Here is a 23012-nt window from a genome sequence, read left to right as displayed (position 1 = left end):
GGTTGATGTGTGATGACAGATCTTCTTTACATAAGCTTTCTCAATCGTAAGAAATAGTGAAGGAGCCGTTACATATGAGAAACACCAATAAAGAAAGATCAATTACGGATGAGCGCCAAGTCCGAGGCAGACGAGCGGAGAGTATGGCGGCGCAATATTTGCAGGATCAGGGATACAAAATCTTGGCCAAAAATTGGCGCTGCCGTACGGGAGAATTGGATTTGATCGTAACCAAAAGGAGCAGATTGTCATCGTAGAGGTACGTAGCCGTAGTGGCTATGCGCTCGTATATGGTTTTCCTTCCGAATCCATCACTCCCCGCAAAATCCAAAAAGTACGTGATACCGCGACTGTCTATTTACTGCAAACTGGCAAGCAGACAGCTACGGTCCGCTTTGATGTGATCACGGTTCTGTTCCAAGGAAATGCTGAGCCACAATTGGAGCATTTAGAGGCTGCCTTTTAGATCAGAGAGACTAAATTCTTCAGAGAAACTTCTATCGGGGTCATTTATGGTGAACAAGCTCTACTCAAAAAGCCTCCAAAACCACGTATTTCCGTGGGAATGGAGGCTTTTGTTTTTGATCTATATTGTCTCAATTCCGCGCCGATCTAACTGACGATATTGGATCGCCTCGGCGATATGGGCGGATGTAATATGATCTGAGCCTTCCAGATCAGCGATCGTTCGGGCCAGTTTAATAATTCGGTCATGGGCGCGCATGCTGAGCCCTAGCGTCTCGAACGAAGCATCCAATAAGAGGCTCGCTGCGGCGTCAAGAGGAGCCAACTTTCTCAGCATCCTACCAGATAATTCGCTGTTACGGGTGAATGTGTAATTGCGGTAACGGTTGAGCTGGATCGCTTCGGCATTCTCGACGGCGGCACGCATCTCAGCTGAGGATAAAGGCTGAACATCGCTCTTCCAATTAGCCGGACGTGGCACTTCAACATGCATATCGATGCGATCTAGTAGGGGACCGGATATCTTCTCACGATACTGGGCAACTCTAGCTGGACTACATGTGCATTGAGGGAGCGGTGGCTCAGCTCCGAGATAGCCGCACGGACATGGATTTAATGAAGCGGCGAGTAGAAATCGAGCTGGGAATGTAAAAGAAGCCCGTGATCTGCTAATCGAGACGACCCGCTCCTCCAGTGGCTGACGGAGCACCTCCAGAACGCCTCGAGAGAATTCGGGTAGCTCGTCAAGGAATAAGACGCCGTGATGAGCGAGACTGACCTCTCCCGGCTTCGGTATACTGCCTCCGCCGATCAGTCCAGCCCCTGAGATCGTATGGTGAGGAGAGCGAAAAGGGCGTGCGCTCATTAAGCCGCTTCCACTTCCCTTTAATTTGCCTGCCGAGCTGTAAATTTTCGTGACTTCCAGAGCTTCTTCCTGAGATAGCGAAGGAAGAATCGTAGGTAGTCTGCGAATGAGCATCGTCTTCCCGGTGCCTGGGGGACCGATGAGTACGATATTATGCATGCCTGCCGCTGCGATCGTCAGCGCTCGCTTGACATGTTGTTGTCCAAGAACATCGCTATAATCTTCAATTGGTGGCGGGAACAGTACAGGCTCCTCGGCCGTTATCAGATGATCTTGATGGATCTGCAAATGAGAAAGAGAGGATAATTGCAAGGGAGCTTGAGTTTTCTTCTTATCGGTCATCCCTTCTGGGGCGAGCTCTTTTAAATGTTTGAGTCCAAAGACATGAATTCCATCTAGCAGCATCGCTTCGGGAGCATTGTCTATGGGCAGCAGAAACGAAGTGAAGCCCTGCTTCATCGCCAGATCGACCATAGCCAGTATTCCAGGAACTGAACGAAGCGTGCCGTCAAGCGAGAGCTCACCAAGAATAAGCAGGCGATCGGCCTCCGGAAGACGAATCTGCTCACTTGCTGCCAAAAGTCCGAGTGCGATGGCTAGATCGAAGGCGCTACCTGCCTTGCGCAAATCGGCCGGAGCAAGATTAATCGTGACTCGCTGTAGGGGAAGGTATACCCGCAGTTTTTGATCGCCGAGCGCACTCTTTCCACGGCCTCACGCACTGCTGAGTCCGGCAACCCAACTAGATTTACCTGAGGAATACCGCTGGATAGATCGACTTCAACCTCAATTAATACTCCATCGATTCCGTATAGACAGGCACTGTAAAGCTTCCCATACATGGACATAACGAAAAACACCCCTTTTCCGTAATAAAAGAGGTTCAATAGCAGGTCGGGCGTGTAGACCGACATTGGCTCTTCGAACCTTCATTAGACACATGTTGCCTGGCAACAGTACTTATTATTAAGGGAAAAAAGGTGCTTCCAAATTTTCCAAACTATGCTTTGATCGTATCGTAGAAGTTTCTCTTGAAAATGTCAAGCTTAGCTCAATGACTATCAAAAATATCACATGAATTGACGCTCTTAATAATGAATAAAGTACGGGCATTAATCTCATTTCGCGATATGTTTTGTGAGTTGTGTTACGGCCCCAATATATCGTTTTACAGCGAAAAAAGTCGAATATACAAATATTTTGAAATATAGTGGCAGTTTTCGTTTTGGAAAGGATTGGCGTTGTAAAATAAAAAAAGAAAGTCCGATTTATCTCAAAATGAGATCAAATCGATATAAAAAAGTTGTGTATAAATCATGAACTTTTTAAGGAAAGCGTTTCAAAAACATGGTACAATGATTGGGGTTTCAACGATTGGCCATACCTGTGAGGTTCGATACTTAGGGTTATGGAACAACTTCTAATACCGCCTGTTGATAGGAGGATTCTAAAGCATGAATATCCATGAATATCAAGGAAAAGAAGTGCTGAAGCAGTATGGAGTAGTCGTTCCGAGAGGACAAGTTGCGTTTACAGTTGATGAGGCTGTAGAAGCAGCGGCTGCACTGGGTAGTCCAGTTGTCGTTGTTAAGGCGCAAATCCATGCTGGCGGACGCGGCAAGGCTGGTGGCGTTAAGGTCGCGAAAAATCTGGAAGAAGTGCGGACTTATGCACAGGAGATTCTTGGCAAGGTACTGGTAACGCATCAGACTGGTCCGGAAGGCAAAGAGGTCAAACGGTTGCTGATTGAAGAAGGCTGCGATATTAAGAAAGAGTACTACATAGGTGTAGTCGTCGACCGCGGAACCGGTAGCGTCGTGATGATGGCGTCGGAAGAAGGCGGTACAGAGATTGAAGAGGTTGCAGCAGCAACTCCGGAGAAAATATTCAAAGAAGTTGTCGATCCTGCTCTAGGGCTTCAGGCCTATCAGGCACGCAGATTGGCTTATGCGATTAACATACCTAATGAACTGGTGAACAAAGCGGCTCAATTTATGATGGCTCTCTATACGGCATTTGTCGATAAGGATTGCTCCATCGCTGAGATTAATCCGCTTGTAGTTACTGGTGACGGTAATGTGATGGCATTGGATGCCAAACTGAATTTTGATTCCAATGCGCTGTTCCGGCATAAGGATATCGTTGCTTTGCGTGATTTGGAAGAAGAGAATGAGAAAGAAATCGAAGCCTCTAAGTTTGATCTTAGCTACATTGCCTTAGATGGAAACATCGGCTGCATGGTCAATGGAGCGGGTCTTGCGATGGCAACGATGGACATTATTAAATATTATGGCGGTGATCCTGCCAACTTCCTCGACGTAGGGGCGGAGCAACGGCTGAGAAGGTTACGGAAGCGTTCAAGATCATTCTATCTGATGATAAAGTTAAGGGGATTTTCGTAAATATTTTCGGTGGAATTATGAAATGCGATGTGATCGCTGCAGGGATTGTGGAAGCGGCTCATCAAGTTGGGCTTGATCGTCCGTTAGTCGTACGTCTGGAAGGAACTAATGTGGAGCTTGGCAAACGCATTCTGGCTGAGTCTGATTTGACGATCGTATCGGCGGATTCGATGGCGGATGGCGCGCAGAAGATCGTTGCGCTCGTATCGTAATCTATCACCTTATCCATTAAAGGGGAGGCTTGAAGTATGAGTATTTTGATCGATAAGAATACAAGGGTTATCACCCAAGGGATCACCGGCAAGACAGCATTGTTTCATGCCAAGGGTGCCTTGGATTACGGGACGCAAATGGTTGGCGGCACGTCCCCGGGCAAGGGCGGCACTACGGTCGAGATCGAATTGGAGAACGGACAGACAGCGAGCTTGCCAGTATTTAATACAGTAAGAGAAGCTAAGGAAGCTACCAAATCAACGGCTAGCGTTATTTACGTACCGCCTGCATTTGCAGCGGATTCCATCTTGGAAGCCGTTGAAGCGGAGCTTGATCTCGTTATTTGTATTACGGAAGGCATTCCGGTGCTCGATATGGTCAAGGTGAAACGATACATGGAAGGCAAGAAGACGGTGCTGATCGGTCCGAACTGTCCAGGCGTAATCACGCCGGGCGAATGTAAGATTGGTATTATGCCGGGATATATACATCTGCCAGGTCATGTAGGCGTAGTATCGCGTAGCGGTACGCTTACCTATGAAGCAGTTCATCAGTTGACGACGCGCGGCATCGGGCAATCCAGCGCGGTCGGTATCGGCGGAGATCCGGTCAAAGGCTCGGAATTTATCGATATTTTGCATCGTTTTAATGAAGATGATAATACACATGCGGTAATTATGATCGGTGAGATTGGCGGTACGGCTGAGGAAGAAGCAGCTGAATGGATCGCTGAGAATATGACAAAACCTGTCGTAGGCTTCATCGGTGGGGTAACTGCGCCTCCAGGCAAGAGAATGGGTCATGCGGGTGCGATCATCTCGGGTGGTAAAGGTACAGCCAAAGAGAAGATCGCCAAGCTGGAGCAATGTGGCATTAAAGTAGCGCCGACCCCATCCGAGATGGGCGCAACATTAGTCAGCGTGCTTGAAGAGCGTGGATTGTTAGGCATGTGCACAACCCACTAAGTAAAGTCATTTCAGAAGTCCGTTTTTGAAGTGAATCATTGATAGGCCCGGTATTGAATCTTCTATTCAGCCGGGCCTGTTGGTGATTACGTATCCAATTTGCTATAATAGCCTTTAGAGGTAGTCTAAAAAGACCGCTTTTGATCACGAAGTGAATCAGGAAGCAAATTCGGCGTTGAATCTTGAATTCAGCCGGGCCTAAGTAGATGCTTACGAAGTAATGTTTCCTACGGAAACATCTCAGGTGCTCACGTACCCAAAACGTACGCTCCGCTCCTCAGACCCTAGCTTTATTCAACCTTCTTGGTGCTGAAAACCGACCTTTTTGTACATGCATTATAAGATAATTCAACTAGCATATTTGAAGCAAGTTTTAAGGTAAGCAACCTTCTAAGCCAAACGGCAGGGGGTTGCTTTTTTGTCGTTCTTTTAACAGATTGCTGATGAATGGGAGGACTAAATGGTGGACAGAAATGAAGTATTGATCGGATTGCATGAGATGAATGGTCTGGGCTGGAGAAGGATCGAGGATATCGTCAAGAAGGATGCCCATTGGGTACAAGCCTATCAATTTAGCGCATCGGATTGGATGGAGAGGGGACTAGAGGCGGAATTGGCGCTGCGAATGGCCGAGCAGTTCACTGTGGAATGGATTGAAGGAAGAATGGAACGCATGGACCGTAAACGTATTAGGCCGATTACTATTTTCGATGAAGAATATCCACTATTAATGAAGGAAACGGTTCGACCTCCTTGGGTTCTGTATACAATTGGGGACGTTAAGCTGCTATCTTCTCTATCTGTAGCTATGGTTGGCACGCGCCTTCCTACGGCATATGGACGGAAAGTAGCCGCAGAGTTAACAGCGGATCTGTGTGATCGAGGGATTACGATTATCAGCGGTATGGCGCGTGGTATTGACGGAGTCTGTCATGATGCCGCGCTTGGCTGTGGAGGTAGAACCATTGCTGTATTGGGGACAGCGATCGATATTGCCTATCCTCCTGAGCATAGCTCTTTGTACCGTAGAATCGCAGAGTCTGGCTTGATCATTTCGGAATATCCGATCGGCATGAAGGGGCATCCCGGGATGTTCCCACAGCGGAATCGGATTATCGCTGGGATTTCTCGCGGTACGGTCGTTGTCGAAGCGGATGCACGAAGCGGCTCACTGATTACGGCCGACGCGGCCCTGGAAGAAGACAGGGATGTATTTGCGGTACCAGGGCCGATTACTTCACCGAAGAGTCGGGGACGCTGGAATTGCTCAAGCAAGGAGCGAAAATGGTTACAGGAGTTAGCGATATTGTGGAAGAATATGAGGCTTTTTTATCTTACTCGCGAGCGGTTCCAGAACGGAGATCTGAAGTTTGTGAGTTGACAGATGAGGAGCAGCGCATTTACGATATGTTGCAGCAGGGAATAAATCATTTTGATGATCTACTACTGCAAACATCATGGGATTTTGGACTTTTACATTCAGTTCTGTTATCTTTAATCATGAAAAAAGCGGCGGTACAGCTGCCAGGTTCTGTTTATAAGATTATATAGTCCATTCCTATCGAAGAGTGGCTCGAACATATGACTATATACAATTGTTGAGAGGAGGATGGATCTGTGGCTGATTCTCTCGTAATCGTGGAGTCGCCTGCAAAGGCGAAGACGATCGGAAAATATTTGGGCAGCAAATATATCGTGAAGGCTTCTATGGGGCATGTTCGCGATCTGCCGAAGAGCCAAACCGGGGTTGATGTGGAAAATGATTTCAATCCCAAATATATAACCATCCGTGGAAAAGGTTCAGTACTAAAGGAATTAAAAGACGCGAGTAAAAAAGTGAAAAATATTTATCTGGCGGCTGACCCCGATCGCGAAGGGGAAGCAATTGCTTGGCATCTTGCCCATGTGCTTGATGTGGATGCTTCGAAGGAATGCCGCGTGGTATTCAATGAGATTACGAAGCAGGCGGTTAAGGATGCCTTTAAAACTCCACGTAAGATCAATATGGATCTGGTCAATGCCCAACAGGCGAGACGTATTCTCGACCGTCTGGTAGGTTATAAGATTAGCCCACTATTGTGGAAGAAGGTTAAAAAGGGACTATCCGCTGGCCGCGTACAATCGGTAGCCGTGAAAATTATTTTGGACCGTGAGAATGAAATCTCGGCCTTTGTCCCAGAGGAATATTGGACGATTACAGCGGCCTTGAAAATCGAGGGCACTGAATTTGAGGCGAAATTTCATAAATATCGCGGAGAGAAGCTCGAGCTTGCGAATGAAGAGCAGGTCGAAGAGATTCTCAAAGCGCTAGAGGGCGCCGAGTTCAAGGTTGGCGAAGTGAAGGAGAAGGAACGTCTTCGTCATCCTGCCGCTCCGTTTACAACCAGTTCTCTGCAGCAAGAGGCGGCCCGTAAGTTGAATTTCCGTGCGGCTAAGACGATGTCCGTCGCCCAGCAGTTATATGAAGGCGTCGATTTGGGCAAGGAGGGCACGGTCGGTCTAATTACTTATATGCGTACAGATTCGACGCGGATTGCTACTTCGGCACAGGAGGAAGCAAAGGAATATATTGTGGATAAATTCGGAGAGAATTTCGCTCCAGAAGCACCACGGCAATATTCGAAGAAGGCGGCCGGAGCACAGGATGCCCATGAAGCGATTCGTCCTACATCGGCACTTCGTGATCCGGAGTCTGTTAAATCATTCATGAGCCGCGATCAGTTCCGTTTGTATAAACTGGTCTGGGAACGGTTCATGGCTAGTCAGATGTCTTCAGCAGTGCTGGATACGATGTCCGTCGATATTCCTGCAGGAGAAGTGACCTTCCGAGCCGTTGGTTCGAAGATTCGCTTCCCGGGTTTCATGAAGGTGTACGTTGAAGGTAATGATGACGGGACAACGGATGACAATAAATTTCTACCTCCGCTCAATACAGGCGACGTGCTGAAGAAGGAAGCCATTGAGCCGAAGCAGCATTTTACTCAGCCGCCTCCGCGATATACTGAAGCACGACTCGTTAAGACGCTTGAGGAGCTTGGCATTGGACGCCCGAGTACGTACGCGCCGACCCTAGAGACGATTCAGAAGCGTGGGTATGTGGCGATTGAAGAAAAGAAGTTCATTCCGACTGAATTGGGAGAGCTAGTGCTCGAGCAGATGGAACAGTTCTTCCCGGAAATTCTCAATGTTGAATTTACCGCCCATATGGAGGAAGATCTCGACCACGTCGAAGAAGGTACTGAGGATTGGGTTCGCGTCCTGAGCGAGTTCTATGAGCCTTTTGAGAAACGGCTTGAAGTTGCTGAGAAAGAGATGAAGGAGATCGAGATTGAAGATGAGGTCTCCGATGAAATTTGCGATAAGTGCGGTAGACCGCTTGTATATAAATTGGGCAGATTCGGCAAGTTCCTGGCTTGCTCTGGCTTCCCAGATTGCCGAAATACGAAGCCGATCATCAAGGATATTGGAGTGACCTGTCCAACATGCAAGGAAGGGCATGTTGTTGAGCGCCGTAGTAAGAAGGGCAGAGTGTTCTACGGCTGCGATCGCTATCCAGAGTGCGATTTTGTATCTTGGGATAAGCCTTCACCGATCCCTTGCCCTAAATGCGGATCGCTCCTCGTTGAGAAACGGAATAGACAGGGCGGGAAGCTGCAATGCACCGCTTGTGATTTTGTACAGCAGATCGAGGAGAACGAAGACGCTGCAGGCGAATAAGACAGTTAAATGATATGACATAAACAGCAGCGAATTCTGGGGGGAATTAAGTTGACAGATTCAAGTAGAGTGACCGTCATCGGTGCGGGATTAGCCGGTAGCGAAGCGGCGTGGCAAATCGCCAGCCGTGGTGTTCCAGTAACATTGTATGAGATGCGTCCGGCGGTTAAGACACCGGCGCATCATACCGATAAATTTGCCGAGCTCGTATGCAGTAACTCGCTGCGAGCGAATGGGCTTACGAATGCCGTTGGTGTATTGAAGGAAGAAATGCGGATGCTGAATTCCCTCGTACTTGGATCGGCTGACCGTAATGCAGTTCCTGCCTGGTGGGGCGCTGGCTGTAGACCGCGACGGCTTCTCTGGAGAGATCACAAGCACTTTGCGTGAGCATCCGCTCATTGAAGTGGTGAATGAAGAACTCAAGGAGATCCCGCAAGAGGGGATCGTCGTCATCGCTACAGGTCCTTTAACTTCACCAGCTCTGTCTGAGCAGATCAAGGCATTAACTGGAGAAGATTATTTCTATTTCTATGACGCGGCTGCGCCGATCATTGAGAAAGATTCGATCGATATGAACAAGGTGTACCTCGCTTCCCGTTATGATAAAGGGGAAGCCGCCTATTTGAACTGTCCGATGACAGAACAAGAATTTGATGTGTTCTATGAGGCGCTCATTAATGCTGAGGTAGCTCAGCTTAAGGAGTTCGAGAAAGAGGTTTATTTTGAAGGCTGTATGCCGATTGAGATTATGATGCGTCGCGGGAAGCAGACCGCACTGTTCGGTCCGATGAAGCCAGTAGGTTTGGTGAACCCGCATACCGGTACGCTTCCGCATGCCGTGGTTCAGCTTAGACAGGATAATGCTGCGGGACGCTCTACAATATGGTTGGATTCCAGACTCATCTTAAATGGGGTGAGCAGAAGCGTGTCTTCTCAATGATTCCTGGCTTAGAAAATGCGGAGTTTGTTCGTTACGGTGTTATGCATCGCAACACATTCATCAATTCACCTCGATTGATGCTTCCAACCTATCAGCTGAAAGAGCGCAGAACACTCTTCTTCGCTGGGCAGATGACCGGTGTGGAAGGTTATGTAGAATCAGCAGCGTCCGGTTTACTTGCCGGCATTAACGCTGCCAGAGTGGCCCGTGGTCAGGAAGGGATAGTCCTGCCTGAAGATACAGCGCTAGGCAGTATGGCCCGTTACATTACGACTGCGGATTTCGAGCATTTCCAACCGATGAATGCGAATTTCGGGCTGTTCCCTAAACTCGATACAAGATACCGGAAGAAAGCCGAGAAGAATGAAGCGTTGGCACAGCGTGCGCTGAACAGCCTCCGCTCCTTTATCACAGCCGAAGGAATGGCTTAATTAGACTCTGGCTTTCACGTGATATATCATAGAGATACGACATAAGTATAAAGGTAGTTCAAAAAGCTCGCTTTTGATCACGAAGTGAATCAGGAGGTGAAGTCGGCATAGAATCTTGAATTCAGCCGGGTCTTCCGGTGCTCACGTACAAACTACGTACGCTCCGCTCCTCAGACCCTAGCTTCATCCAACCTTCTCGGTGCTGAAAACCGATCTTTTTGAACCTTAATAGTAAATCTTATGTCGTATTGCATAGCGGACATAGCGGCACCCGTCTATGTCCTCCATAGGCTCTAGGCATTTATAGCAGCCTGGATTGGAGGAGGTGGACGGGTGCTATAATTATCTGATGGAAGGATGCGGTTGTTCATGGTTCCTACTTTTCACGCTACTACAATTTGTGCCGTTCGTCACAACGGTAAGGGAGCAATTGCCGGAGATGGCCAAGTCACGCTTGGCGAGAGCGTCATTATGAAACAGACCGCCAAGAAGGTTCGCAGGTTGTACAGAGGACAGGTTTTGGCGGGTTTTGCTGGATCGGTTGCTGATGCGATAACCTTGTTTGAGAAGTTCGAGGGTAAACTGGAGGAGCACCAGGGGAATTTGCAGAGAGCTGCGGTTGAATTGGCTAAGGATTGGCGTCAAGACCGCGTGCTGCGTAAGCTGGAGGCTCTTTTAATTGTTATGGACAAATCGGGTATGCTTATGATCTCCGGCGGAGGAGAAGTGATAGAGCCTGATGATGATATTCTTGCGATCGGCTCAGGAGGCAATTATGCGTTGTCTGCTGCCCGTGCGCTAAAACGCAATGCCATCCAGATGGAAGCGAAGGATATCGTACACGAGTCCCTGCTAGTTGCATCGGAAATTTGTGTATTTACGAATAGCAATATTATCGTTGAAGAACTTTGATACGGGAGGGATCATGGATGGATAATGAGAATTTAACACCACGGCAAATCGTTTCTGAGTTGGATAAATATATTGTAGGGCAGAAGCAGGCCAAGAAATCTGTTGCGGTTGCACTCCGCAATCGCTATCGCCGTAGTTTGCTCAGCGATGAAGTACAGGATGAAATCGTACCTAAAAATATTCTCATGATCGGGCCTACGGGCGTGGGCAAGACAGAGATCGCCCGCCGTCTCGCCAAACTAGTGGGAGCACCGTTCGTTAAGGTTGAAGCGACTAAATTTACTGAGGTAGGCTATGTTGGCCGAGATGTTGAATCGATGGTGCGCGACTTGGTGGAGGTAGCCATACGTACGATCAAAGCTGAACGTACAGAGCAAGTAAAAGATAAGGCAGAAGAGCTAGCTAATGAGAGACTTGTGCAGATTCTAGTTCCATCCGATCAAAAGTCGAAGGGGGGACGTAATCCTTTCGAGATGCTGTTCGGAAATGGCAATCAGAGCTCCTCTGCAAGTTCGGAGTCTAACGTAGAGGACAGCAGCGAATTGAACGAGAAGCGCCGTCAAGTCCGTTTCAAGCTACTCTCGGGTCAAATGGAGGACGATATCGTTGAAATCGATGTAGAGGACAATACGCCTAACATGTTCGATATGTTCGCTGGCCAGGGCAATGATCAAATGGGCATGAATATGCAGGAGATGTTCGGCAACTTGCTACCACATCGGATGAAACGGAGAAAGCTGACGATCAAGGAAGCTAGAAAAGTGCTGACTCAGGAAGAAGCGGCTAAACTGATTGACCATGATGATCTGACCCAGGAAGCAGTCCGTAGGGCTGAACAGTCAGGTATTATTTTCATTGATGAGATTGATAAGGTAGCAAGCCGCGGGCAAGGATCTGGACCGGATGTGTCTCGTGAGGGCGTCCAGCGTGATATCCTCCCCATCGTCGAGGGTTCAACGGTTATGACCAAATATGGACCCGTTAAGACGGATTATGTTCTCTTTATCGCCGCTGGGGCTTTCCATATCGCCAAGCCATCAGATTTGATCCCAGAGCTTCAAGGGCGCTTCCCAATTCGGGTTGAATTAGACAGTCTAACGCTTGATGATTTTGTATCGATTCTGACAGAACCGAAGAATGCTCTTACGAAGCAGTATACTGATTTGCTGCGTACGGAGAATATCGAGATTGATTTCTCTGCTGAGGCAATTCGGGAAATCGCCGCGATTGCTGCCAATGTGAATTCTAATACGGAGAATATCGGAGCTAGAAGGCTTCATACGATTCTGGAGAAGCTACTTGAGGATTTATCCTTCGAGGCACCGGAACTGACGCTTGATCGAATGACGATCACGCCAGAATATGTACGTACAAAATTGGGCGATATTGTGAAGGATCGAGATTTAAGTCAATATATACTTTAAAACTCCATCAGCATGTCAGACTAACCCGTTTGAAAAGGCCGTTAGACCCAGCGTTATTTGGGTTGAGCGGTCTTTTTCCGTCTCCTAAGGAGGAATAGAGGGATTCTACAAGACTAGTTGCTGTCGATATTTCTCGAAAAAATAACATTATTTTTAATTATTGTTAAATTTAAAACCAATTATTTCAAAGATAGTGCTTTTTTCTTATTGTAATAAAATCGATTCTCCTAGAAACTTATGTTATGTGACATGAAGATGTTTTTTTCTACAAATAAGCATAAACTGATATTTTTTTTTTAGAAAAATTGTCGAAAAAGAGGGAATGCCATCTGAATGTTGAATACGTACATTTAGGAAAATATGCGAAACAATAAAGGGGGCGAAATAATGCAACTGTTGAACGGAATAGGGTTCACTCGGCTTGAGACAGCGGTGCAGGCGGCCAATATGCGCCAAAGTGTGCTGTCCAACAATATAGCTAACGAAGATACCCCTTATTTCAAACGTTCAAATGTATCATTTGAGAGTTTACTGCAGCAAGCATCCGAAGGAGATATGCCAGCTTTACAAGGCAATCGTACCAATAATAGGCATTTTGTCATAGGCCCTTCATCAGGTATACCTGAGCCTTTAGTTACAACTGACAAAACAACGGCTATGAATAATAACATGAACAATGTTGATATTGATAGCGAAATGTCACAGCTTGCCGAGAACCAATTAAGATATAACACCTACATAGAGCAAATGAATTATCAAATTAAAATGAAGCGAAATGCGATTGAAGGGAGATAACGGGGGTTGAAGATCAGCGATAGCTTTAGCATCAGTTCTTCCGCTCTAACAGCGCAGCGTCTAAGAATGGACGTTATTTCATCTAATATTGCGAACGCGGAGACGACAAGAGCCCAAGTGGTTAATGGTAAGGCGGTTCCATATCGAAGGAAAATGGTTGTGCTTGAGCCCAAACAACAAGCCTTCGGACAGGCCCTAAACACAGCACTAGGTAATGGGGAGACAAGTCAGGGCGTTAAGGTTACACAGATAAGGGAGGACAGCACCCCTTTCAAGCCGGTCTATAATCCGACTCATCCCGATGCGGATAATGAAGGATATGTATATATGCCGAACGTGGATATTCTCAAAGAAATGGTAGATATGATTTCTGCGACAAGATCCTATGAGGCCAATGTGACAGCATTGAATGCAAGCAAGGCGATGGTTACCAAGGCTTTACAAATCGGCAAATAGCTTTTTTTTCATATTGAATTAAGGAGTGTTGGTCTTTGATACAGAGCATGAATTTTAATACTGTAAAACCCTTGGAAGGAGTCGAGCAGTTCAGTACTGCGAATGAGAAAGGCAAGACCCCTGCGGAAGCTATGAAGAGTTTCGGCTCGTTCTTATCGGATGCGCTCGATAATGTAGCTGCTCAAGAGCAGAACGTTCAAGCAGTGAACGACAAGTTCCTGGTCGGTGAAGTGAGTGCCGATCAGGTGATGATCGCCTCGGAGCAGGCCTTGTTAAGTTTGCAATTAACTACGCAAGTGCGGAATAAAGTGATAGAGGCATATCAAGAAATTATGCGTACGCAAATTTAACGAAAATTAGCAAGCTTTGGATGAGGTGACGTCGTGAATGAGAGATTTGCCCAGTACAGGGACACATTAACCGGTTACTGGAATCGTTTCAGCAAGAAGCAAAAAACACTTTTGATTTCTACAGTTTCGATTATTTTGCTGGCGATTATTCTGCTTACGATCCAATTTTCTAAAACGGAATATGATGTTGCTTTTACGAATCTAGATTCCATGGATGCAGCGGGAATTATTACTTACTTGGAATCAAGCGGTGTTCCGTACAAATTGAGCCCGGACGGTTCTAGTATATCGGTGCCAAGCAAGAATGTTGCCAGAGTAAAAGTCGACATCGGTTCACAAGGTATTGTTCAGAACGGGTCGATCGGACTTGAATCTTTCAACGAGAACTCTTCGTTGATTGGGATGACAGATAATGAGTTCAATGTGAAATATAAAAAAGCACTAAACGGCGAGGTAGAACAACTGCTGAAGAGCATGAAGGGCGTTAGCAATGCTAAAGTCTTGATCAATCTACCGGCCGAGAACGTGTTCGCGAGTCCTTCCGAGCAGGAGAAAGCATCGGCATCTGTAGTCGTTACTTTCAAACCAGGTTATCGTCCGACACAGGAAGCAATCGATGGATACTTCAATTTAATTAAGACGTCGGTGCCTAATCTGCCGGTTAGAATATCTCCTTATCCTCTAGTGATGATAACGTTCTGCTCGCTTCGGGAGAAGGTGGAGGCGGAGGGAAAATTGCTTCGCTTACGACGGCCGTTCAAGAAAACATGGCTTTGCAGAAAAAATTCGAAAGCGATGTCCGTCAGAGCGTCAAACAGTTCCTGTCCAGACTAACTGGGCCAGAAAAGGTCGAAGTACTAGTAGCTTCTACACTTAATTTCGATCAAGTGACTCAGAAAGACAATCTTGTAACTCCAGTAGATACGGAGAACATGAAGGGCATTGAAATCAGTGCTCAAAAAATTCAAAAGAGTTACACGGGCCAATCTAATGACGTAGGCGGTGTAGCTGGAACCGGCCAAACGGATGTTCCGGGTTATCCGTCAGCAGGGGCGGGAAGTGGTTCTTCCTCGGACGAGTCTTCTTCAACGATTAATTATGAAGTCAATCATATTACAAAAGATATCATTGCCAGTCCTTATGTAGTTAAGGACTTGACCATCAATGCGGTGGTTGAGCCACCGAACGGGCAACAAACTTTGGACCCTGCTACTGAGACAGCGATACAGACCATTTTGGCTAATATCGTAGGTTCGTATCTTGCAGATTCCGGTACTACATATACAGACGCAGATCTACAGCGAAAAGTTGCTGTTTATTCGCAACCATTTCATGGAACAGAGCAAAGTGCTTCTGGCCTGAACTTGTCAAGCCCAGTTGTATGGGGAGTCGGTGCCGCTGCATTGCTGGCGATTGCGGGCGTTGTATTCTTGCTTGTCCGCCGCAGCAGAAAACAAGAAATCGAGGAAGAAGAAATTCCAATGCCGCTTACACCGGAGTTTCCTTCCATTAATCTGGAATCAGTCACGAACGAGAACCAAGTGCGCAAACAACTTGAGACACTGGCCAAGAAGAAGCCGGATGAATTTGTCAACTTGCTTCGTACTTGGCTGGCTGACGAATAGAGGTGAACGCATTGTCAAAAGGAAATCCAACCGTTCTTACTGGGAGACAAAAAGCGGCAATTCTGCTAATTACTTTAGGGCCGGAAGTGTCCGCGGAAATTTTCAAACATCTGCGTGAGGAAGAAATTGAACAACTCACACTTGAAATAGCAAATGTACGTAAGGTAGACAGTGTTGAAAAAGAAATGATTATGACGGAGTTCCATCAGATCTGTCTAGCACAAGAATATATTTCTCAGGGCGGTATCAATTATGCTAAGGAGATTCTTGAGAAAGCTCTTGGTGAGAGCAAAGCGCAAGATATTCTTAATAGACTAACCGCTACCTTGCAAGTAAGGCCATTTGACTTCGCCCGTAAAGCGGATCCAAATCAAATTCTTAACTTTATTCAGAATGAAAACGCTCAGACTATTGCTTTGGTGCTGTCTTACTTGCAATTTGAACAAGCTGCAGCCATTCTGTCTTCCCTTCCACAGGAGAAGCAGGCTGAGGTAGCGCGTCGGATCGCGATGATGGACAGTACTTCACCAGAGGTTATATCTCAGGTAGAGCGTGTACTGGAACAGAAGTTGTCGGCAACAGTGACTCAGGATTATACGAGCGCTGGTGGCATAGAGTCGATTGTTCAGATCTTGAACGGTGTCGACCGTGGTACGGAGCGGACGATTCTCGATTCTCTGGAAATACAGGATCCGGAACTCGCCGAAGAGATCAAGAAGCGCATGTTCGTATTCGAGGATATCGTCAATATCGACAACCGTTCGATTCAACGAATTATCCGCGATATCGAAAATGCCGATCTACAACTCGCCCTCAAAGTGGCGAGCGAGGAGGTACGGGAGGCGGTATTCCGCAACATGTCCAAACGGATGTCCGATACATTCAAGGAAGAAATGGAATATATGGGACCTGTACGGCTGCGTGATGTGGAAGAAGCTCAAACTCGTATCGTAGCGACAATTCGCAGATTGGAAGAAGCCGGTGAGATCATTATTGCCCGTGGCGGAGGAGATGACATCATTGTCTAATCTGATTAAGGTGTCGCAGTACGTTCCGGTTGATGTTCTTAAGCAGCTAGAGTTGGCGAGAACCTATGTTACCGCTGAGGACCTCTTACAAGAGGAAGAGACCGCGGCAACCGTGGAAGCTAATCTTAAATCGGAAGCAGATGCTGCGGCAGAAGAGACTAGACGGCAAATGCTGGCCGATGCCAAAGATTTCGCTGAACAGCAAGTCAGAGCTGCTTCGGAGGAGGCAGAGACACTGCTGGCTGAAGCTAGCAAACAGATCGAGGCTTGGTGGCAGGAGAAGCGGGAGCAGGATGATCATCTCGTCGAAGCAGTTAAAATGGAAGGTTTCAGCCAAGGTTATGAGGAAGGTAAACTTCAGGCCGAGCAGGAGCTAAAGGCAAAGATCGATGAAATGATGCATGAGGCGAGCACAGTTTTGCAGCAAGCATATGTAGAGAAGGAGCGGATTATTCAAGAGTCCGAGCCTTTTCTCGTCGAGTTAAGCTGCGCGATTGCTGAGAAGGTTATCGACAAGCAACTGGCACTCGAACCGTCATATACGGTGGATCTGATTAAGAACAGCCTAGCCCGTAAGAGAGAACAAGGGGAGATTACGCTATGCGTAGCTCCTGCCCAATTCTCTTTTGTACAAGCTGCGAGAGAAGAACTGACGCTGGCGATCGATTCCCAGGCTGAGCTACAGATTTTGCCTGACCCGACCGTGAAAGACCGGGGTTGTGTTATACGCTCTGCTTATGGCAGTATCGATGCCAAAATTGATACCCAGCTAGCGGAGGTTAAGAAGGAATTGCTGCGTATCTCGCTGCAGACTGAGGAATAGGGGACGAAGAAATGACAACCATTAATTCATCGCGTTATATCGAGCACCTAAGACAACTTGATCCTGTGCGTGTTAATGGCAAAGTCACACAAGTCATCGGCCTGATGATTGAATCCGAAGGACCGGATGCAAGCGTTGGCGATGTCTGTTACATATATCCGAATAAATCATCGCAACCTCTCATGGCTGAAGTCGTCGGATTCCGAGATAACAAGGTGCTGCTGATGCCGCTCGGTGAGCTGCACGCCATCGGACCGGGCTGCGACGTCGTCGGAACTGGGAAGCCGCTCACTGTACAAGTTGGCTCTGAGCTCTTGGGCAAGGTATTGGATGGTTTGGGGCAGCCGCTCGATGAGTCGTTGTTACCTTCTAGACTAGGTCATTATTCCACTTTTGCGAAGCCAATTAATCCGATGAACCGTCCACGGGTAGAAGAGCCGATCAGTATCGGTGTCAGAGCGATCGACGGCTTACTCACCATTGGTAAAGGCCAACGCGTCGGTATCTTTGCTGGATCAGGGGTTGGAAAAAGTACGCTGATGGGCATGATTGCCCGTAATACTTCAGCTGATGTTAACGTTATCGCGCTGATAGGGGAACGCGGCCGAGAGGTGCGGGATTTTATCGAACGTGATCTCGGACCGGAAGGGCTGGAGCGTTCGGTCGTTGTCGTAGCGACATCTGATCAACCAGCGCTCATCCGTATGAAGGGTGCGCTGATCGCGACGACAATTGCCGAATATTTCAGAGATCGTGGATTAAATGTCATGTTAATGATGGATTCAGTCACCCGTTATGCGATGGCACTTCGCGAAGTCGGACTAGCCGTTGGCGAACCGCCAGCCATGCGTGGCTATACTCCGTCGGTGTTCGCCGCACTACCTAAGCTAATGGAGCGTGCGGGAACTGGCCCTGTTGGTTCAATTACGGCTTTCTACACCGTGTTGGTTGATGGGGATGATATGAATGAACCGATTGCGGACGCCGTGCGAGGGATTCTTGACGGACATATTGTTTTGAATCGGAATATTGCGAATAGAGGACATTTCCCGGCTATTGACATCTTGGCAAGTATTAGCCGTGTTATGAAGGATATTGTGCCTAGAGAACTGAACGATGCAGCTGAGAACTACAAACGATTGCTCGCAGTATATAAGGATTCAGAGGATCTAATTAATATCGGCGCCTATCAGCAAGGATCCAATGCGGAGATTGATGAAGCGTTGAACTATATTCAGAGTATTTGGGCCTTTTCGAAGCAGAGAGTGGATGAGAAGGTAGTCTTGTCAGAAGCACAGGAACGTTTAATTTCCGAATTTACTAGGGAGTGACAGATACTAGGATGAGGTTCCGTTATGTCTATCAAAAAGTCGTAGATTTGAAGTCTAATGAGAGAACTCAGGCTGAATGGATGCTCTCTGCGGCCGTGGGAGAACTAGAGGTCCAGCGGCGTTCCCTGGAGCAGCTCTTCTTGGCTCGTGCGAATACATTGGCTGAGATTCAGTCGGAAATGGAAAATAGGGCTTCGGTAGTTAAGCTGCAGGAGCTACAGAACTATGTGGATTACTTAGAAGTGTGCATTGTTCAGAAGACCGGTGAAGTAAAGCGGGCCGAACTCAATGTTGATAAGAAGAAATCGCAATTGACCGGTAAGATGCTCGATGAGAAAGTGTGGCTTAAAGCGAAGGAAAAGGCGCAGCAGAAATTCCAGCACGAGATGCTTCTTCGGGAACAAAACGAACTGGACGAGATGGCTACGGTCCGGTTTGCCATGAAAGCCCGCTAATGAAATGCGTTCTAGAAACTACTTCTATAGAAGTGCGAGTTTAAAAAGTCAGACTTTCAGCACCGAGAAGGTTGGATGAAGCTAGGGACAGAGGAGCAGAGCGTACGTTCTGGGTACGTGAGCACCGGAAGGCCCGGGTGAATTCAAGATTCGATGCCGATTAAGCTACCCGCGCTGCTTCGTGATCAGAGGGGGACTTTTTAAACAACCTATAGAAGTAACGGGCATGGGTTTACGAAGGAGGGGATAAAAATGGCCAAAAATGAAGTAGAGCTAGAGGAACAACTGGAGGAATCAGGCGGAGGGTTCACGCGATTTTTATTCTTTGTGACACCGATTATATTCCTTATTGTTATGCTTACGGTGCTTATGGCACTGTTCAATATGAATTTCAGAGATACGTTGTTTGGTTTCGGTAAGCAAATTCCTATCGTCAGAAATTGGATTCCTGAAGATGGCTCACCTGAAGCGAAGAAGAAACAGGAGACCAAGCTACAGGAGAAGAGTTCTGAGGCGACAATCAAGCAGCTTAAGGATCAACTAGCCAAGCAAGAGTCACAGCTGCAGGCAGCTGGCACTAAGGCTCAGGAGCAAGCTGATCAGGTGAAGAAGCTTCAGGAAGCGTTGAATACAGAGCGCGACGCTTCAGCTAAGGCTGCCCAGACAGAGGTAGATGCGAACTATTTGAAGGAAGTTAAAAAGCTGTCGCAAATTTATGCGGAGATGAGCCCAAGTAAGGCAGCGGCGATTTTTGACAAGCTGACAGAGGACGAGACTTTACAGATGTTCAGCGTCATGAGTAATGACAGTAAGGTTGCGATATTGGAGAAGATGGATCCGCAGAAAGCGGCTGACATTTCTATCAAATTGAAAGATGTTAAGCCCTCTGAAGATCTGAATATCGCTGCATTACAATCCAGACTGAAAAAAGAAGCCGATACTGGAAGCACTGTTGCTAATAAAGGGTTGGATGACGCACAATTAAGCGCTACGTTCTCATCGATGTCAGCAGAATCGGCGGCTAAGCTTATTTTGCAGACGTATAAAATCAGCCCTGAGAAGTCGCTTAAGATTTTGCGGGCAATTGACGATACGACTCGTTCGAAAATAATGACCGCTATGACAGACCAGGATGAGAAAGCATCGGTCAAAATATTGAATCAACTCGTGGCGAAATAATTGGTGAATCCAAGATTCGATGTCAAAAATCGCATCCTGAATTACTTCGTGATCACAGATGTCCGCTTTTCAGCACCGAGAAGGTTGGATGAAGCTAGGGCGTGAGGAGCGGAGCGTACGTAGTTTGTACGTGAGCACCGGAGGGCCCGGGTGAATTCAAGATTCGATGCCGAGTAAACTGTCAGTGCTACTTCGTGATCAAAAGCGGACTTTGAAAGGAGGTGAAAAAATATGAGCCAATCAGTAACCAATATACTTGCCGGAAGCCAGGCGAACTCAGTTCTTTCCACTGGAAACAGCAAGGGAACTGCTGCCGTAGACCCGGCGCAATCGTTCAGTCAAGCCATGCTGTCTATGATGGGTGGGAACGGGAAATCACAGCAAACGCAGTTCCTGAGCCAACTCAATGCACTATTGGGTGTACCTTCTGAGATGACTAGTGGTGAGACGGAGGTTGATCCTGAGGCTGATGCACTGAACAGTATGATGGATAGCCTACTACAGCAGCTGGATCAACTTGATGATGCTCTTGCTGATAATCCCTCGCTATCGTCTGCGCTGCAGAGTTGGATTATCCAAGCCCAGCAATCTCTGCAACCGACTGAAACAACTCAGGATGCAGAAACATTAACTACCGCCGAAGCTAAGGTACCTGCACTGGCACAGCATCTGGAGACGATAAAGTTCGCACTTCAGGATACACTGCTTCAGTTAGCGGCAGTCAATCTAGATTCCAAATCGCTAGCAGGGCTGAATGATGATGGTGCTCAATCCTTCGAGAACATGCTTGGATCTCTAAAGAGCATTCTGGAGGGTGCGGGGCTAGTTAGTGAGATGAAAGACACAAACATGCAGCACACACGATTTACCGTCTCAAATAAGGGGGAGAATGCACTTTCTCAACTGTTTGCTGACATAAGTCTGCGCATGGATGCTGGTAAAGGTAACATCACGAAGATGAATGAGGCAATTCCGGTAGCACATCAGGCAAGTACAGTCGATTTATCAGCTATCGAGGCATCAGCTGCGAGCGGACGTGTTCTGGAAAGTGCTTCGAAATCCGACTCAGGTTCTAACGCGGTGGATGACCTGTCTAACTTCCAGTTAGGACATGTCGTAACTGCAGGTCAACTTGCCCTACGCGATGCTGGCACTGTTCAGTTGAATGTTAAGGCCCCACCGGTTCCTGTGGAGAATTTCAGCAAAGAAGTTGGACAGTTCCTGATCAATAAAATGGATATCATTAAAGTCCAGGGAATGTCTGAAGCAAGAATTTCCTTGAATCCACAGAATCTCGGCAGTGTAGATGTTCAGATTAAGATGCAAAATGGACAATTGGTAGCACAGTTTATCACGGAACACGCTTTTGCTAAAGAATCATTAGAAGCACAAATGTCACAACTTCGCTCAGCGTTGCAAGCCCAAGGCATTCAGGTGAACAAGCTGGAGGTAACCCAGAACACTTCCCTTTCCTCGCATATGTATCATGATGGACGGCAGTCTGGTCAAGGAAACGGCGCGCAGCAGCAAGGCAAGCGGCGTGATGTGACCGGTTAGAGGATGAATTGTTGTCAGTCTATGATATGAATGAAGAATGGAATGACTGGATCAGCGAAGTTAGAGCCAAAGAATTGAATTTGGGCAGCTCCTTCGTAGCTAGAGCATAGGGAGAGGAGGTAAGCAAATGGCAGATGTTATTACATCACAGGTCATGTGGCCGAATTATTCAGCTGAGAACGTAGCCAAAGCAAGCAAGCTCGATAACTCTTTGGGCAAAGATTCCTTCCTCAAATTGCTGATCACGCAAATGGGAAATCAGGACCCGCTGTCTCCAATGGACAATAAGGACACGATCGCTCAATTGGCACAATTTACTTCAGTAGAACAATTGATGAACATCTCTGACCAGATTGGTAAGATGAGCCAGTCGCTCGGCAACACTTCCGGTCTTATTGGGAAGGTCGTTAGCTGGAACACATCAACCTCTACAGGAGAATTCGATATGATAACCGGAAAGCCTTCTGTTGCATATGAGAAAGCTAGCGGTGTCGTTGATGCAGTCATTGTTAGAGGCGGCGAAATGTATGTCAAGGTAGGAAATCAAGAGATTGAAGTGTCCAAGATCGAAAGAGTGGAGAATCCGCAGGAAGCGGAGGAACAGCCACCTGTTGAGACTGCTCCGGAGGAACCACCGGTTGATCAAGGGGCGCAGTCAGAATGAATGATCCAGTACGTATAGGCAATTTATACCCTGGGATTGTTCATCCGGGTAGCCTACAGCAGCCGAAGAATCAAATTGGAAGCCAATCTCAGGCACAGGGGAATTCCTTCAAGGAACTATTCCAAGATGAATTGTTCCGGTTAAGCAATCATGCGGTCAAGCGTCTAGAGCAGAGAGGAATTGAACTGAAGCCCGAACAGATCAGCAAGATCAATTCGGCCATCGATAGTGCAGCGGCCAAAGGAGCCAAGGATTCATTGATTCTAATGAAGGATATGGCGCTGATTGTCAATGTTCAGAATCGGACTGTTGTAACCGCGATGGACAAGAGCAGCATGCAGGATAATGTGTTCACTCAGATTGATAGTGCAGTAATTATTTCATAAATTGGCTGGCCCGGATTCGGAGAGCC

17 protein-coding genes and 5 pseudogenes are annotated in these 23012 nt (G+C 47.2%); 21 read left to right on the top strand and 1 reads right to left on the bottom strand.

Annotation, left to right across the window (positions count from 1 at the left end; translation table 11 throughout):
* The first annotated feature begins 74 nt into the window (after nucleotides 1–74).
* Entirely contained in the window at nucleotides 75–257 is a 183-nt protein-coding gene (locus RE628_RS17165) for a YraN family protein (protein ID WP_309154193.1), read from the top strand.
* Nucleotides 194–466, top strand: a complete 273-nt coding sequence (locus RE628_RS17160; RefSeq protein ID WP_309154192.1) for a YraN family protein — start codon at nucleotides 194–196, stop codon at nucleotides 464–466. The genes RE628_RS17165 and RE628_RS17160 overlap by 64 nt, the downstream gene beginning before the upstream one ends.
* A gap of 120 nt (nucleotides 467–586) precedes the next feature.
* On the opposite strand, the pseudogene RE628_RS17155 reads toward RE628_RS17160, so the two are convergent.
* Nucleotides 587–2172, bottom strand: a pseudogene (locus tag RE628_RS17155) (YifB family Mg chelatase-like AAA ATPase).
* Nucleotides 2173–2784: 612 nt separating this feature from the next.
* On the opposite strand from RE628_RS17155, the pseudogene sucC reads away from it, so the two are divergent.
* The 19 genes and pseudogenes from sucC (at nucleotide 2785) to RE628_RS17060 (ending at nucleotide 22986) form a co-directional block, all read left to right on the top strand.
* Nucleotides 2785–3944: pseudogene (gene sucC, locus RE628_RS17150) on the top strand (ADP-forming succinate--CoA ligase subunit beta).
* Nucleotides 3945–3980: 36 nt separating this feature from the next.
* On the top strand, nucleotides 3981–4910 hold the full coding sequence (gene sucD, locus RE628_RS17145; protein ID WP_309154191.1) for a succinate--CoA ligase subunit alpha: 930 nt from the start codon (nucleotides 3981–3983) through the stop codon (nucleotides 4908–4910).
* Nucleotides 4911–5370: 460 nt separating this feature from the next.
* Nucleotides 5371–6461: pseudogene (dprA, locus tag RE628_RS17140) on the top strand (DNA-processing protein DprA).
* A 66-nt stretch (nucleotides 6462–6527) separates the two neighbouring features.
* Nucleotides 6528–8627 (top strand): type I DNA topoisomerase, encoded by a 2100-nt coding sequence (gene topA, locus RE628_RS17135; protein WP_309154190.1) that lies wholly within the window; start codon nucleotides 6528–6530, stop codon nucleotides 8625–8627.
* 45 nt (nucleotides 8628–8672) lie between these two features.
* Nucleotides 8673–10001, top strand: a pseudogene (trmFO, locus tag RE628_RS17130) (FADH(2)-oxidizing methylenetetrahydrofolate--tRNA-(uracil(54)-C(5))-methyltransferase TrmFO).
* Between the two features lie 369 nt (nucleotides 10002–10370).
* Nucleotides 10371–10913: an ATP-dependent protease subunit HslV gene (hslV, locus tag RE628_RS17125; RefSeq protein ID WP_309159492.1), complete on the top strand. Its 543-nt coding sequence runs from the start codon at nucleotides 10371–10373 to the stop codon at nucleotides 10911–10913.
* 17 nt (nucleotides 10914–10930) lie between these two features.
* Nucleotides 10931–12337: an ATP-dependent protease ATPase subunit HslU gene (hslU, locus tag RE628_RS17120; RefSeq protein ID WP_309154189.1), complete on the top strand. Its 1407-nt coding sequence runs from the start codon at nucleotides 10931–10933 to the stop codon at nucleotides 12335–12337.
* A gap of 387 nt (nucleotides 12338–12724) precedes the next feature.
* The gene (gene flgB, locus RE628_RS17115; protein ID WP_309154188.1) at nucleotides 12725–13132 is read left to right on the top strand and encodes a flagellar basal body rod protein FlgB; all 408 of its coding nucleotides are present in this window, start codon (nucleotides 12725–12727) and stop codon (nucleotides 13130–13132) included.
* A 6-nt stretch (nucleotides 13133–13138) separates the two neighbouring features.
* Complete coding sequence (flgC, locus tag RE628_RS17110; RefSeq protein ID WP_309154187.1) at nucleotides 13139–13588, top strand: flagellar basal body rod protein FlgC; 450 nt, start codon at nucleotides 13139–13141, stop codon at nucleotides 13586–13588.
* A 35-nt stretch (nucleotides 13589–13623) separates the two neighbouring features.
* Nucleotides 13624–13938, top strand: a complete 315-nt coding sequence (fliE, locus tag RE628_RS17105; RefSeq protein ID WP_309154186.1) for a flagellar hook-basal body complex protein FliE — start codon at nucleotides 13624–13626, stop codon at nucleotides 13936–13938.
* A 33-nt stretch (nucleotides 13939–13971) separates the two neighbouring features.
* Nucleotides 13972–15563 (top strand): annotated as a pseudogene (gene fliF, locus RE628_RS17100) (flagellar basal-body MS-ring/collar protein FliF).
* 11 nt (nucleotides 15564–15574) lie between these two features.
* Nucleotides 15575–16591: a flagellar motor switch protein FliG gene (fliG, locus tag RE628_RS17095; RefSeq protein ID WP_309154185.1), complete on the top strand. Its 1017-nt coding sequence runs from the start codon at nucleotides 15575–15577 to the stop codon at nucleotides 16589–16591.
* Nucleotides 16584–17414, top strand: a complete 831-nt coding sequence (locus tag RE628_RS17090) for a FliH/SctL family protein (RefSeq protein ID WP_309159491.1) — start codon at nucleotides 16584–16586, stop codon at nucleotides 17412–17414. The genes fliG and RE628_RS17090 overlap by 8 nt, the downstream gene beginning before the upstream one ends.
* 11 nt (nucleotides 17415–17425) lie before the next feature.
* Entirely contained in the window at nucleotides 17426–18745 is a 1320-nt protein-coding gene (gene fliI / locus RE628_RS17085; RefSeq protein WP_309154184.1) for a flagellar protein export ATPase FliI, read from the top strand.
* A gap of 11 nt (nucleotides 18746–18756) precedes the next feature.
* The gene (gene fliJ / locus RE628_RS17080) at nucleotides 18757–19200 is read left to right on the top strand and encodes a flagellar export protein FliJ (RefSeq protein WP_309154183.1); all 444 of its coding nucleotides are present in this window, start codon (nucleotides 18757–18759) and stop codon (nucleotides 19198–19200) included.
* A 252-nt stretch (nucleotides 19201–19452) separates the two neighbouring features.
* Nucleotides 19453–20379 carry a MotE family protein gene (locus tag RE628_RS17075; protein WP_309154182.1) on the top strand — a complete coding sequence of 309 codons (927 nt, stop codon included), beginning with the start codon at nucleotides 19453–19455 and terminating at the stop codon, nucleotides 20377–20379.
* Between the two features lie 231 nt (nucleotides 20380–20610).
* On the top strand, nucleotides 20611–21936 hold the full coding sequence (locus RE628_RS17070) for a flagellar hook-length control protein FliK (protein ID WP_309154181.1): 1326 nt from the start codon (nucleotides 20611–20613) through the stop codon (nucleotides 21934–21936).
* A gap of 127 nt (nucleotides 21937–22063) precedes the next feature.
* Complete coding sequence (locus RE628_RS17065; protein ID WP_309154180.1) at nucleotides 22064–22600, top strand: flagellar hook assembly protein FlgD; 537 nt, start codon at nucleotides 22064–22066, stop codon at nucleotides 22598–22600.
* Nucleotides 22597–22986, top strand: a complete 390-nt coding sequence (locus RE628_RS17060) for a TIGR02530 family flagellar biosynthesis protein (protein ID WP_309154179.1) — start codon at nucleotides 22597–22599, stop codon at nucleotides 22984–22986. Before RE628_RS17065 ends, RE628_RS17060 begins: the two co-directional genes overlap by 4 nt.
* The last annotated feature ends 26 nt before the right edge of the window (nucleotides 22987–23012 follow it).

This window comes from Paenibacillus sp. D2_2 (genome assembly GCF_031199965.1).
Lineage (GTDB): Bacteria > Bacillota > Bacilli > Paenibacillales > Paenibacillaceae > Fontibacillus.
Note: the sequence above shows the minus strand (reverse complement) of the source record. Positions and strands in the feature narration are given on the sequence as shown.

Bases quoted from the DNA above. Each gene is read 5' to 3' on its own strand.
- RE628_RS17070 (WP_309154181.1), top strand. From the start codon at position 20,611: ATGAGCCAATCAGTAACCAATATACTTGCCGGAAGCCAGGCGAACTCA.
- RE628_RS17165 (WP_309154193.1), top strand. From the start codon at position 75: ATGAGAAACACCAATAAAGAAAGATCAATTACGGATGAGCGCCAAGTC.
- hslU (WP_309154189.1), top strand. From the start codon at position 10,931: ATGGATAATGAGAATTTAACACCACGGCAAATCGTTTCTGAGTTGGAT.
- RE628_RS17075 (WP_309154182.1), top strand. From the start codon at position 19,453: ATGGCCAAAAATGAAGTAGAGCTAGAGGAACAACTGGAGGAATCAGGC.
- flgB (WP_309154188.1), top strand. From the start codon at position 12,725: ATGCAACTGTTGAACGGAATAGGGTTCACTCGGCTTGAGACAGCGGTG.
- sucD (WP_309154191.1), top strand. From the start codon at position 3,981: ATGAGTATTTTGATCGATAAGAATACAAGGGTTATCACCCAAGGGATC.
- fliI (WP_309154184.1), top strand. From the start codon at position 17,426: ATGACAACCATTAATTCATCGCGTTATATCGAGCACCTAAGACAACTT.
- fliJ (WP_309154183.1), top strand. From the start codon at position 18,757: ATGAGGTTCCGTTATGTCTATCAAAAAGTCGTAGATTTGAAGTCTAAT.
- RE628_RS17065 (WP_309154180.1), top strand. From the start codon at position 22,064: ATGGCAGATGTTATTACATCACAGGTCATGTGGCCGAATTATTCAGCT.
- RE628_RS17060 (WP_309154179.1), top strand. From the start codon at position 22,597: ATGAATGATCCAGTACGTATAGGCAATTTATACCCTGGGATTGTTCAT.
- hslV (WP_309159492.1), top strand. From the start codon at position 10,371: ATGGTTCCTACTTTTCACGCTACTACAATTTGTGCCGTTCGTCACAAC.